Genomic DNA, 12,262 nt, shown 5'->3' with positions numbered 1-12,262 from the left:
GGCGGCGCAAGATGTGGGCCGGAAGCGGAGTTTGTCAATGCGCGTCACGATGCGCTTGATCCGGGGGGCGCGGCGGCGGAAACTGGGGGCCGCAACGGAAGGATCCCGCCATGCGCGCCATTCTGATCGCCTGCCTCAGCCTCTTCGCCGCCGCCGCGGGCGCCTCGGACTGGACCGTCCCGGCGCGTGGCAGCGCGACCCGCGCGGCGCTGATGGACGCCATCCGCCCGCATGCCGAATGGGCGCTGGGCCGCCCCGTGGAATTCGTGGTCCGGGAACTGCGGGTGGCCGGCGACCTAGGCTTCGCGATGCTGAAGGCGCAGCGCCCCGGCGGCGTGCCGATCGACATGCGCGACACCCCGATCGCCCGGCGCGGCGGCTTCGACGCCGATATCGCGGAGGCCGCCGAGTTGCAGGTGCTCTACCGCAGGTCGGGAGAGACCTGGGTGGCGGTGCACTGGATGATCGGGGCGACAGATCCGTGGTTCACATTCGCGCCGCTGTGCCGGGAATATCATCCGGTCATCCATGACTGGTGCGCGCAGGCCCCGGTCTCAACACACGAGTGACAGCAGGCCGCCGGCCTGACGCCGTATCCTGCCGGCCAGTTCCAGTTCCATCAGCGCGGGCGTCACCGCCTGCGCCGGCGCGGCGAGGTCGCGGATCAACTGATCCTCGGCCAGCGGCGAGGGGCCGAGGCGGCTCAGGATCTCCGCCTGGAGGTCTGCGATCGCGGGAGCGGGGGCGCGAACCTGGGCGGCGCCGCGGGCCGGGGCGGGGCGCGCGGGCAGGGGGCAGGGGGACCCGCCCAGCGCCTCGATCACGTCCTCGGGGCCGCGCACCAGGATGGCGCCGTCGCGGATCAGAATGTTGCAGCCCGAGGCGCGCGCGTCGAACGGGTGGCCGGGCACCGCCAGTACCTCGCGCCCCTGGTCGAGCGCCTCGCGCGCCGTGATCAGGCTGCCCGAGCGCGCCGCGGCCTCGACCACCACCACCGCGCGCGACAGCCCCGAGATGATGCGATTGCGTCGCGGAAAATGGCGGGCGCGGGGCTGCAACCCCATCGGCTGTTCGCTTATCAGCAGGCCGCGGGCGGCGATCCGGTCGGCCAGCGCGGCGTTTTCGGGCGGGTAGATCACGTCGACGCCGCCGGCAAGAACCGCCACCGTGCCGCTGTCGAGCGAGGCGCTGTGCGCCGCGGTGTCCACCCCGCGCGCCAGGCCCGAGACGCAGGCGAAGCCGGCCGTGCCCAGCCCCTCGGCCAGCCGCCGCGCCATGCGCGTGCCCAGCGACGAGGCGTTGCGCGCCCCGACAAGCGCCACCATCGGCCGCTTCGCCAGCGCCGGGTCGCCCCGGAGCCACAGCAGCGGCGGCGGATCGGGGATCTCGGCCAGGGCGGCGGGGTAGTCGGCGCTGCCATAGGCGACCGGCCGGGCGCCGGCATCCCGGCCCGCGGCCAGTTCGCGCGCCGCCGTCTCGGCGCTGCAGGGGGCGTAATCCGCCGTGCCGGCGGCGCGGGCGACGCCTGGCAGGGCCTCCAGCGCCGCCTCGGCGCTGCCATGCGCGGCGATCAGCCGGAAGAAGGTCGCCGCGCCGACCCGACGCGACCGGACGAGGCGGAGCCAGGCGACCAGCGCGCGCTCCCCCTCGGGGGGCGCGAGGGGGCGCGAAAAGAGAGTTTGACCGTTCACGATCCTGCGACTCCGCTCATGCACGGGGCCGAATCTTCCCGCAGCAGGGTTAACGGGAGGTGAACGGGCAGGGGCCTTTCGGCGGCGCAATGGCGACGCGGTCGCGCCGGGGCGCGTCAGGCGGATGTCCTCCGCCCGGCGTTTCCCGCCCCCCACGCGGCCAGGAAGATCAGCGCCTGCGGTAGCCACAGGCCGATCACGCTGCGGAACATCTCGAAGCTGCCCTCGAAAACCGGCGCCACGAGAAACGCGTCGAGAAAGAGCGCGGTGGCCACGAAGGCCGCGGCGACCGAGACCGGCGCCACGCCGCCGCGGAGGCGCTGAAAGCCCCAGGCGGCGACCGCCGCCGCGAGCGGCGCGCCGATGGCGTGCAGCAGGAGCGTGGTCTCCAGCGTCGTGACGGCGCGCCCGAGTCCCATGATCGCGCCGCAAAAGGCCCAGACGGCAACCGCAAAGGCCAGAAGGATCAGATAAACGCGCATTGCGGGGTCCTCTGCCAGCACGACGGCATGATGCCACGGCGCGCGCCGGCGCGCGCGTCTTTATTTGGGGCAGGCCCCCCGCGCGTTGCGCGACCGGCCGGGGCGCGGGAAGGCCCGGGGCCCGCGCCCCGGCGCGGGCGTCACGCCCCCGCGCCGCCCACCGTCAGCCCGCCGATCAGCAGCGTCGGCTGACCCACGCCCACCGGCACCCATTGCCCGGCCTTGCCGCAATTGCCGATGCCGGGGTCCATCTGCATGTCGTTGCCGATGCCGCGGATGCGCTGCAACGCCGTCGGTCCGTCGCCGATCAGCGTGGCGCCCTTCACCGGCGCGCCCACCTTGCCGTTCTGCACGCGATAGGCCTCGGTGCAGGAGAAGACGAACTTGCCGTTGGTGATGTCCACCTGGCCGCCGCCGAAGCCCACGGCATAGATGCCGTCCTTCACGTCGGCAACCAGATCCGCCGGGTCGGCATTGCCCGACAACATATATGTGTTGGTCATCCGCGGCATGGGCGGGTGGGCGAAGCTTTCCCGCCGCCCGTTGCCGGTGGCCTCCATCCCCATCAGCCGCGCGTTCTGCCGGTCCTGCATGTAGCCCACCAGCACGCCGTCCTCGATCAGCGTGGTGCGGTGCGAGGGCGTGCCCTCGTCGTCGAAGCTGATCGAGCCGCGACGGTCCGGGATGGTGCCATCGTCGAGCACGGTCACGCCTTTCGCCGCCACCTGCCGGCCCATCAGCCCGGCGAAGGCCGAGCTGCCCTTGCGGTTGAAATCGCCCTCCAGCCCGTGGCCGATCGCCTCGTGCAGCAGGATGCCCGGCCAGCCGGGGCCGAGCGCCACCTCCATCACGCCCGCGGGCGCGGGTTCTGCGCCCAGGTTGACGACCGCGATGCGCAGCGCCTCGCGCGCGGCGTCCTGCCATGTCGCTCGGTCGATCATGCCCGACAGCCCGACGCGCCCGCCGCCGCCGTGGCTGCCGCTTTCGCGCCGGCCGCTCTCCTCGACGATGACCGAGACGTTGAGCCGGCTCATCGGGCGCGTGTCCTGCAGCAGCGTGCCGTCGGGGCGCAGGATATAGACCTCCTGCAGCGAGGCTGCGAGGCTGGCGGAGACCTGCACCACCCGCGGGTCGAGCGCGCGCGCGAAGGCGTCGATCTCGCGCAGGGTCTCGATCTTGACCGGAAAGGCGGCTTCGGCCATCGGATCGGCATCGGTATAGAGCCGGCGGTTGGTGGGCTGGGGGGGCGGCGCCATCACCCCGCCGCCGTCACCCACCGCCAGGCGCACGGTTTCGGCGGCCCGCCGGATCGCGGCCTCGCTGATCTCGGTGGAATGGGCATAGCCCGAGGTCTCACCCTTCACCGCGCGCAGGCCGAACCCCTCGGAGGCGTCGTAGCTGGCGTTCTTCAGCCGCCCGTCGTCGAAGACCAGCACCTCCGAGCGGCGCCGTTCCAGGAACAGTTCGCCATCCTCGGCCCCGTCGGTGGCGGCGCGCAGAAGGCCGAGCGCGCCTTGCTGATCCAGCGTTTTGTCGAAGGGCCGGAAGCTGCTATGCTGCATGTGCACCCCCTAGAGATGTCTTTGATGTGGAACAATTCGCGGCTTATTGACGCACCATCCGTGCTTGTCAGCCCTACGCTAATATGGTTTTTGGGGCCGGGAACACAACGGTATTCCGAGGCGACTCGGGGTCCGTTCGGCGGCCGGGAGGGCGCCGCGACGCGAACAGGGAAAGAACATGCGAATTTCGACGTTGCACACCGGCCTCGGGGCCGTAGCTCTTGGTATCTTCTCGGGCGCAGCCGCCCGCGCTCAGGATGCGATCGAGGGACTGGAAATCATCGGCAAGCCGGTGGACGGGGCGATGGGCTTCCAGCCGGCCGCGACCGAACTGGCCCATGACCTGCAGTGGCTTGACGGGATGATCACCTATATCATCGCCGCCATCACCCTGTTCGTCACGCTGCTGCTGGCCGTGGTCGTCCTGCGCTACAACAAGCGCGCCAACCCCAAGCCTGCGACCTTCACCCACAACTCGCCGATCGAGATTGCCTGGACGGTGATCCCGATCATTATCCTCGTGTTCATCGGCGCCTTCTCGCTGCCGGTGCTGTTCAAGCAGCAGGAAATTCCCGAGGGCGACGTGGTGATCAAGGCCACCGGTTACCAGTGGTACTGGGGCTATGAATACCCCGAGCACGAATTCGCTTTCGACAGCCTGCTGCTGGCGCGCGACGAGCTGGAGGATTATGGTTACTCGCAGGACGAATACCTGCTGGCCACCGACACCGCCATGGTGGTTCCGACCGGCAAGACCATCGTCGTGCAGGTCACCGGCGCCGACGTGATCCACTCCTGGACCGTGCCCGCCTTCGGGGTGAAGCAGGACGCCGTCCCCGGCCGTCTGGCCGAGCTGTGGTTCAAGGTCGACGAGGGCAAGGAAGGCATCTATTTCGGCCAGTGCTCCGAACTGTGCGGCAAGGACCACGCCTACATGCCGATCACCGTCAAGGCGGTCACGCAGGAGCAGTACGACGCCTGGCTGGAGGGCGCGATCGAGGAATACGCCGGCGCGCCGCGCGCCATGAAGCTGGCCTCGAACTGAGCGCTGACGGGGGAGGGGCCGCCGCGACGCGCGGCCCGCTCCCAGGGAGGCTGAGATGACCGACACGACCAGTGTCTTCGAGAATTCTCCGGAAGCGGAATTCGGCGACTATGTGGCGCTGCTGAAGCCGCGCGTGATGTCGCTGGTGGTGTTCACCGCGTTGACCGGCCTGCTGGTGGCGCCGGTGTCGGTGCACCCGCTGGTCGGCTTTGCCGCGATCCTGTTCATCGCGCTGGGCGGGGGCGCCTCGGGGGCGCTGAACATGTGGTGGGATGCCGATATCGACCGCATCATGCGCCGCACCCGCAACCGCCCCATCCCGGCCGGAAAGGTCTCCGAGGGCGAGGCGCTGGGCTTCGGCCTCGCGCTGTCGGGGATCTCGGTGGTCATGCTGGGGCTGGCCGCGAACTGGTTCGCGGGCGCCTTCCTGGCCTTCACCATCTTCTTCTATGTGGTGGTCTACACGATGTGGCTGAAGCGTTCGACGCCGCAGAACATCGTGATCGGCGGCGCCGCGGGCGCCTTCCCGCCGATGATCGGCTGGGCCGTGGCCACGGGCGGCATCAGCGTCGAAAGCGTGCTGATGTTCATGCTGATCTTCATGTGGACCCCGCCGCATTTCTGGGCGCTGGCGCTGTTCATGAAATCCGACTACGCTGAGGCCGACGTGCCGATGCTGACCGTGACCCACGGGCGCAAGGCGACGCGGACGCACATCCTGGTCTACACGCTGCTGCTGGCGCCCTTCGCGCTGGCGCTGGCGGCGACCTCGATCGGCGGGCCGGTCTACCTGGCCGCCTCGCTGGTCCTGAACGCGATGTTCATCGCGGGCGCGCTGCGCATCCGGCGCCGCGACGAGGCCGCGGCCGAGGCCGACGGCTACCGCGTCGAGAAGCGGTTCTTCGGCTTCTCGCTGTCTTACCTTTTCCTGCATTTCGTCGCCCTTCTGGCCGAGGCGGGTCTCGCGCAATTCGGCTGGGGAGGCTGGTAAGATGGCGTTTCAGGAAGAACACGAACTGCACAAGCGCCGCTTCGGCCGCAACCTCGGCCTGGGGATCGTGCTGGCGCTGTTCGTGGCGCTGGTCTTCGGGCTGACCATCGTCAAGGTTGGCGGCGAGAGGCCGCAGCCGGCCCCGGCGGGCGCGCCGGCCGCCACGGAGGCGGGCAAATGAGCCTGCAGGGCAAGCAGAAGACCCTGACCCAGCTGCTGGGCGTCGTCGTCGTGATGGGCGCGATGGCCTGGGCGGCGGTGCCGGCCTACAACCTGTTCTGCAAGGTCACCGGCTTCGGTGGCACCACCGACGTGGCCGAGACCGGCTCCGACGTGATCCTCGACAAGACCATCAAGGTCCGTTTCGACGCCAGCAAGGAGCGCGACTTCCCCTGGGAATTCAAGCCGGTGGCGCATGAGATGGAGATCCGCATCGGCGAAACCGGTCTCGCCTTCTACGAGGCCTACAACCCCACCGACCGGGTGATCGCGGGCACCGCCAGCTACAACGTCGTGCCCTATGACGCCGGCGGCTTCTTCACCAAGATCGACTGCTTCTGTTTCGAGATGCAGGTGCTGCAACCCGGGGAGAGGGTGCAGATGCCGGTCAGCTTCTACGTCGACCCCGAGATCGTGACCGACCGCGAGGGTCAATACATCCACACCATCACGCTGAGCTACACCTTCCATCCGGCCGACCTGCCGGAAGAGCAGGCCGGGCTGGCGACCACATCAACAAGAACCGTCAACTGACGTCTCAGGCGAGGGAACAAAAATGGCGCATGAGAAAAACCACGACTACCACATCCTGAGCCCCTCCTTGTGGCCCCTTACGGGCGCGGTGGGGGCCTTCATCATGCTTTTCGGCGCGGTCATGCTGATGCATGACAACGGGCCCTGGATGTTCCTGGCGGGCCTCGCCATCGTGCTCCACACGATGTACGGCTGGTGGTCCGAGACCATCGCCGAGAACAAGGCCGGCGACCATACGCCGGTGGTGCGCATCGGCCTGCGCTACGGCTTCATCCTGTTCATCATGTCCGAGGTGATGTTCTTCTCGGCCTGGTTCTGGACGTTCTTCAAGCACGCGATCTATCCGATGGGCCCGGAAAGCCCGGCGGTGGACGGCCAGTGGCCGCCCGCGGGCATCGAGACCTTCGATCCCTGGCACCTGCCGCTGATCAACACCCTGATCCTGCTGTGCTCGGGCGCGGCGGCGACCTGGGCGCACCACGCGCTGGTGCATGAGAACAACCGCAAGGACCTGCGCAACGGCCTGATCCTGGCCATCGCGCTGGGGATGCTGTTCACCTTCTTCCAAGCCTATGAATACAGCCACGCCACCTTCGGCTTCTCGGGCAACATCTATGGCGCCTCGTTCTTCATGGCCACGGGCTTCCACGGCGCGCATGTGATCATCGGCACGATCTTCCTGTTCGTCTGCCTGCTGCGCGTGCTCAAGGGGCACTTCACCCCCGAGCAGCACACCGGCTTCGAGGCGGCGGCCTGGTACTGGCACTTCGTCGACGTGGTCTGGCTGTTCCTGTTCGCAGCCATCTACATCTGGGGCGCCGCCTGAGGCAGGGCTCCCGCGTCGGGATTGCATTCCGGCGCGAAACCGATCACCACAGGCGCGGGGCCCCGGTCCCGCGCTTTTTCCGTTGAGGGGGACCGCCCGATATGACCAAACGCATGATCCTGCCGCTGATCTTCGGCGTCGTGGGCGCGGCGATCTTGCTGTCGCTGGGCACCTGGCAGCTGCGCCGGCTGGCCTGGAAAGAGGGCGTTCTGGCCGAGATCGAGGCGCGGATCCACGACAGCCCCGTGGCGCTGCCCGCAGCGCCCGACCCGGAGACCGACCGGTTCCTGCCGGTGCAGGCCGCCGGCCGTTTCACCGGCGAACAGGTCCGCGTTCTGGCCAGCGTCAAGCGCGTGGGCGCCGGCCACCGGCTGATCGCGGCCTTCGAGACGGACGGGCGGCGCGTGCTGGTCGATCGCGGCTTCCTGCCGCTGCAATCCGGCTCCGAGGCGCTGCCCGAGGGCACGCTCACCCTCACCGGCAACCTGCACTGGCCCGACGAGGTGGACAGCTTTACGCCCGGTCCCGAGCCCGACCAGAACCTCTGGTTCGCCCGCGACGTGCCGGCGCTGGCCGGCCACATGGGGACGGAGCCGGTGCTGATCGTGGCGCGCGAGGTCTCGGGGCAGGGCGGGGCGGTGGCGCCGTTGCCGGTCGATACCTCGGGGATTCCGAACGATCATCTGGGCTATGCCGTGACCTGGTTCGGTCTCGCGATTGTCTGGCTGGGGATGACAGGGCTGCTTCTGTGGCGTATCAGGCGGAAAACGGTTTGAAGGCGGGCGACATGCGCTATGTATCCACGCGGGGGGAAGCCCCGGTTCTGAGCTTCGAAGAGGCGATGCTGACGGGCCTGGCCCGCGACGGCGGGCTCTATGTGCCCGAGACAATCCCGCAGGTCAGCGCGGACGAGATCGCGGCGCTCGCCGGGCTGACCTACGAGGAGGTCGCCTTCCGCATCATGCGCCCCTATATCGGCGGCGCCTTCAGCGATGACGAGTTCAAGGCGATCATCGCGCGCGCCTACGCGGGCTTCGGCCACGCCGCCCGCGCGCCGCTGGTCCAGCTCGGCCCGAACCATTTCCTTCTGGAGCTGTTCCACGGCCCGACGCTGGCGTTCAAGGATTTCGCGATGCAGCTGATCGGCCAGCTGTTCCAGGCCTCGCTCAGCCGTTCGGGCCGGCGCGTAACCATCGTCGGCGCCACCAGCGGCGACACCGGGTCCGCGGCGATCGAGGCGTTCCGGGGGCTGTCCAACGTCGATGTCTTCATCCTGTTCCCGCATGGCCGGGTGTCCGAGGTGCAGCGCCGCCAGATGACCACGCCGTCCGAGGGCAACGTGCACGCGCTGGCGGTGCATGGCGATTTCGACGATTGCCAGGCCCGGGTGAAGGACATGTTCAACGACTTCGCCTTCCGCGACGGGGTGGGGTTGGCCGGGGTCAATTCCATCAACTGGGCGCGGGTGCTGGCGCAGGTGGTCTACTATTTCACCTCCGCCGTCAGCCTCGGCGCGCCGCACCGCGCGGTCAGCTTCACCGTGCCCACCGGCAATTTCGGCGACATCTTCGCGGGCTACATCGCCCGGCGCATGGGCCTGCCCATCGACAGGCTGGTGGTCGCCACCAACCAGAACGACATCCTGCACCGGGCGCTGAGCTCGGGGGGCTACATCACGCAGGGCGTCACCCCCTCGATCAGCCCGTCGATGGACATCCAGGTCAGTTCGAATTTCGAGCGCGTGCTGTTCGATGTCTACGACCGCGACGGCGCGGCGGTGGCGAGCCAGATGGCCGACCTGAAGGACAAGGGCGGCTTCCAGATCAGCCAGGGTGCGCTGCAGCGCCTGCAGGAGATCTTCGCCTCCGGCCGCGCCTCCGAGGACGAGACCCGCAGCACCATCCGCGACACCTTCGCCGCCACCGGCGAGGTGCTGTGCCCGCATACGGCGGTGGGCGTGAAGGTGGCGCAGGAACAGCCCGCCTCGGCCGCGCCGATGGTGACGCTGGCCACCGCGCACCCGGCGAAATTCCCGGCGGCGGTGGAGGCATCCTGCGGCCAGCACCCCGACCTGCCCAGCCGCATGGCCGATCTCTACGACCGTCCCGAGCGGGTGACCGAGGTCGCCAACGACCTTGCCGCGATCGAGGCCCTCATCCACGAAAGGCGCGCGCATTGAGCGTCGAACTTCACAGGCTTCCCAACGGCTTCCGCATCGTCACCGAGAACATGCCGGGGATGAAATCCGCGGCGCTCGGGATCTGGGTCAATGCCGGCGGACGGCACGAACGCCCCGAACAGAACGGTATCGCGCATTTCCTTGAGCACATGGCGTTCAAGGGCACCGCGCGCCGCAGCGCCCTGCAGATCGCCGAGGAGATCGAGGATGTGGGCGGCTACATCAACGCCTATACCTCGCGCGAGATGACGGCCTATTACGCCCGCGTGCTGGAGGCCGACGTGCCGCTGGCGCTGGACGTGATCGCCGATATCGTGCTGAACCCGGTCTTCGACCCGTCCGAGATCGAGGTCGAGCGCGGCGTGATCCTGCAGGAGATCGGCCAGACGCTGGACACGCCCGACGACATCATCTTCGACTGGCTGCAGGAGGCCGCCTATCCCGGCCAGGCGCTGGGGCGCAGCATTCTCGGCCCGGCCGAGCGCGTGCGCGCCTTCTCGCGCGAGGACCTGTCCGGCTTCGTGCGCGAACATTACGCGCCCGACCAGCTGATCCTCGCCGCCGCGGGCGCGGTGGACCACGACGAAATCGTCCGCCTGAGCGAAGAGCTTTTCGGCCAACTGCCCGCCGCCGGGCACGAGACCGCCACCCCGGCCCGTTTCGGGGGCGGCCAGCGGCGGGAGGTCAAGCCGCTGGAGCAGGTGCATTTCGCGCTGGCCTTCGAAAGCCCGGGCTACCGCGACCCGGCGGTCTATACCGCGCAGATCTACGCCACCGCTATGGGCGGCGGCATGTCCTCGCGCCTGTTCCAGGAGATCCGCGAGAAACGCGGGCTGTGCTACTCGATCTTCGCGCAGGCCGGGGCCTATGCCGACACCGGCATGATCACGCTTTACGCCGGCACCAGCGAGGCGCAGCTGCGCGAACTGGGCGATCTGACCATCGACGAACTGAAGCGCGCCGCCGGCGACATGAGCCCCGCCGAGGTCGAGCGCGCGCGCGCGCAGATGAAGGCCGGGCTGCTGATGGGGCTGGAAAGCCCCTCGGCGCGGGCCGAGCGGCTGGCGCGGCTGGTGGCGATCTGGGACCGGGTGCCCGATCTCGAAGAGACCATCGCCAAGATCGAGGCCGTCACCACCCAGGACGTGCGCGATTTCGGCGCCGGGCTGTTGGGCGGGGCGCAGCCGGCGCTGGCCATGTATGGCCCGGTGGGCGCGGCGCCCGATCTGGCGCAGTTGCAGGAGAGGATCGCCGCCTGATGCTCAGCCGGAAGCGCAAGGTCCGCATCGAAACCGAACGCATGACCCTGCGCCCGCCGGCGCACACCGATTTCCGCGCCTGGGCGGCGCTGCGGCTGGAAAGCCGAGATTTCCTGGCCCCGTGGGAGCCCGCCTGGGCCGAGGATCACCTCAGCCGCAAGGCGTTCACCAACCGCGTCTACTGGGCGCAGCGCGCGATCTCCAACGGCACGGCGCTGCCGCTGTTCCTGGTCCGCCGCGCCGACGAGGCGATTCTGGGCGCGATCACGCTGGACAATATCCGCCGCGGCCCGGCGCAGGCGGGCACGCTGGGCTACTGGGTGGGCCGGCCCCATGCGCGCCAGGGCTACATGCGCGAGGCGATCGAGGCGGTGGTGCATCACGCCTTCACCGCGCTGGACCTGTCCCGGATCGAGGCCGCCTGCCTGCCCGAGAACATCGCCTCGCGCGGCGCGCTGGAGCGCAGCGGCTTCAAATACGAGGGCGTCGCGCAAAGCTACCTTCAGATCGACGGGCGCTGGCGCAACCATGTGCTCTACGCCAATCTGCGCGGCGACCGCCGGGGGCGCACCCTGACCGGCTGAGGCGTGACGCGGGCGCAAATCGTGCTACCCTTCTGGCACGAGGAGGAGCTGCCGATGATCCGTTTCGCCCTTGCCCTGCTTGTCTTTCTGGCCGCGCCCGCGGAGGCCCAGGACCGCCGCCCGAGCCATTGCATCGCCCTGGCGCAGGCTGCCCCCGGCCTGGAATACGTCCAGCTTGCCGCCTTCGGCGCGCCGCTGGAGCGCAATACCGTGCGGCTCGGCTATATCGACCATTCCATGTTCGTGCTCGAAACCGCGGGCGGGCTGACGGCGGTGACCGACTACACCGGCTTCATCGGAAACCTCGACCTGATCCCGGACGTGGTGACCATGAACAACGCCCATGACAGCCACTGGACGGCCTTTCCCGACCCCGCGATCCCGCATGTGCTGGAAGGCTGGGCGCGGGAGGGCAGGCCCGCCGATCACCACCTCGATCTCGGCGAGATGCTGGTGCGAAACGTGCCCACCGACACCCGCGGCCGGGCGGGGGGCGTGCGCGTGGCCGGCAACTCCATCTTCGTTTTCGAGGTGGCGGGGCTGTGCATCGGGCATCTGGGCCACCTGCATCACGAGCCGGACGCGGCGCAATACGCGGCGCTGGGGCGGCTCGACGTGGTGATGGCCCCGGTCGATGGCGGTCTGACGCTGGACCTTCCGACGATGATCCGGGTGCTTCAGCGGCTGCGCTCGTCTGTCGTGATCCCGATGCATTGGTTCAGCGAATACTCGTTGCAGCGCTTTCTCGACGGGATGGAGAAGGATTTCGCGATCCTGCGCCCGGGCGAAAGCGCGCTGGAGGTCTCGTTGCGGGGGCTGCCGCCGCGGCCGAGCGTGGTGGTGCTGGAGCCCGCCTTCCTCCGCCCGCCGGAGGACTGACTTGATCCCGG

14 protein-coding genes are annotated in these 12,262 nt (G+C 69.1%); 11 read left to right on the top strand and 3 right to left on the bottom strand.

Annotated elements, in window-relative coordinates:
• Window positions 1-110 precede the first annotated feature (110 nt).
• Window positions 111-569, top strand: coding sequence for a hypothetical protein (locus KCI33_RS09425; RefSeq protein WP_212524531.1), 459 nt, complete (start codon window positions 111-113; stop codon window positions 567-569).
• Here the strand turns inward: KCI33_RS09425 and dprA are convergent.
• The 3 genes from dprA to tldD all read right to left on the bottom strand — a co-directional run bounded on the left by dprA (window position 555) and on the right by tldD (window position 3,735).
• Window positions 555-1,634 (bottom strand): DNA-processing protein DprA, encoded by a 1,080-nt coding sequence (dprA, locus tag KCI33_RS09420; protein WP_212524565.1) that lies wholly within the window; start codon window positions 1,632-1,634, stop codon window positions 555-557. The genes KCI33_RS09425 and dprA overlap by 15 nt on opposite strands.
• A 173-nt stretch (window positions 1,635-1,807) precedes the next feature.
• Window positions 1,808-2,173: a hypothetical protein gene (locus tag KCI33_RS09415; protein WP_212524530.1), complete on the bottom strand. Its 366-nt coding sequence runs from the start codon at window positions 2,171-2,173 to the stop codon at window positions 1,808-1,810.
• Window positions 2,174-2,313: 140 nt separating this feature from the next.
• Complete coding sequence (gene tldD / locus KCI33_RS09410) at window positions 2,314-3,735, bottom strand: metalloprotease TldD (RefSeq protein ID WP_212524529.1); 1,422 nt, start codon at window positions 3,733-3,735, stop codon at window positions 2,314-2,316.
• Between the two features lie 178 nt (window positions 3,736-3,913).
• On the opposite strand from tldD, the gene coxB reads away from it, so the two are divergent.
• From coxB to KCI33_RS09360, 10 genes are all read left to right on the top strand, one after another.
• Window positions 3,914-4,780 carry a cytochrome c oxidase subunit II gene (gene coxB / locus KCI33_RS09405; RefSeq protein WP_212524528.1) on the top strand — a complete coding sequence of 289 codons (867 nt, stop codon included), beginning with the start codon at window positions 3,914-3,916 and terminating at the stop codon, window positions 4,778-4,780.
• Window positions 4,781-4,835: 55 nt separating this feature from the next.
• Window positions 4,836-5,771 (top strand): heme o synthase, encoded by a 936-nt coding sequence (gene cyoE, locus KCI33_RS09400; protein WP_212524527.1) that lies wholly within the window; start codon window positions 4,836-4,838, stop codon window positions 5,769-5,771.
• Window position 5,772: 1 nt separating this feature from the next.
• Window positions 5,773-5,952: a hypothetical protein gene (locus KCI33_RS09395; RefSeq protein WP_212524526.1), complete on the top strand. Its 180-nt coding sequence runs from the start codon at window positions 5,773-5,775 to the stop codon at window positions 5,950-5,952.
• Entirely contained in the window at window positions 5,949-6,524 is a 576-nt protein-coding gene (locus tag KCI33_RS09390) for a cytochrome c oxidase assembly protein (RefSeq protein ID WP_212524525.1), read from the top strand. Before KCI33_RS09395 ends, KCI33_RS09390 begins: the two co-directional genes overlap by 4 nt.
• 22 nt (window positions 6,525-6,546) lie before the next feature.
• Window positions 6,547-7,350, top strand: coding sequence for a cytochrome c oxidase subunit 3 (locus tag KCI33_RS09385; RefSeq protein WP_212524524.1), 804 nt, complete (start codon window positions 6,547-6,549; stop codon window positions 7,348-7,350).
• A gap of 101 nt (window positions 7,351-7,451) precedes the next feature.
• Window positions 7,452-8,126 (top strand): SURF1 family protein, encoded by a 675-nt coding sequence (locus KCI33_RS09380; RefSeq protein ID WP_212524523.1) that lies wholly within the window; start codon window positions 7,452-7,454, stop codon window positions 8,124-8,126.
• 11 nt (window positions 8,127-8,137) lie between these two features.
• Window positions 8,138-9,529 (top strand): threonine synthase, encoded by a 1,392-nt coding sequence (gene thrC, locus KCI33_RS09375; RefSeq protein WP_212524522.1) that lies wholly within the window; start codon window positions 8,138-8,140, stop codon window positions 9,527-9,529.
• A complete protein-coding gene (locus tag KCI33_RS09370; RefSeq protein WP_212524521.1) occupies window positions 9,526-10,788 on the top strand; it encodes a pitrilysin family protein in 1,263 nt (420 codons plus the stop codon). The genes thrC and KCI33_RS09370 overlap by 4 nt, the downstream gene beginning before the upstream one ends.
• Window positions 10,788-11,372 (top strand): GNAT family protein, encoded by a 585-nt coding sequence (locus tag KCI33_RS09365; protein WP_212524520.1) that lies wholly within the window; start codon window positions 10,788-10,790, stop codon window positions 11,370-11,372. Before KCI33_RS09370 ends, KCI33_RS09365 begins: the two co-directional genes overlap by 1 nt.
• A 54-nt stretch (window positions 11,373-11,426) precedes the next feature.
• Window positions 11,427-12,251: an MBL fold metallo-hydrolase gene (locus KCI33_RS09360; protein ID WP_212524519.1), complete on the top strand. Its 825-nt coding sequence runs from the start codon at window positions 11,427-11,429 to the stop codon at window positions 12,249-12,251.
• Window positions 12,252-12,262 lie beyond the last annotated feature (11 nt).

It is taken from the genome of Actibacterium sp. MT2.3-13A, from assembly GCF_018139985.1.
GTDB lineage: Bacteria > Pseudomonadota > Alphaproteobacteria > Rhodobacterales > Rhodobacteraceae > JAGSOU01.
The sequence above is the reverse complement of the archived record's forward strand: the minus strand, read 5'-3'. Positions and strand labels throughout refer to the sequence as shown.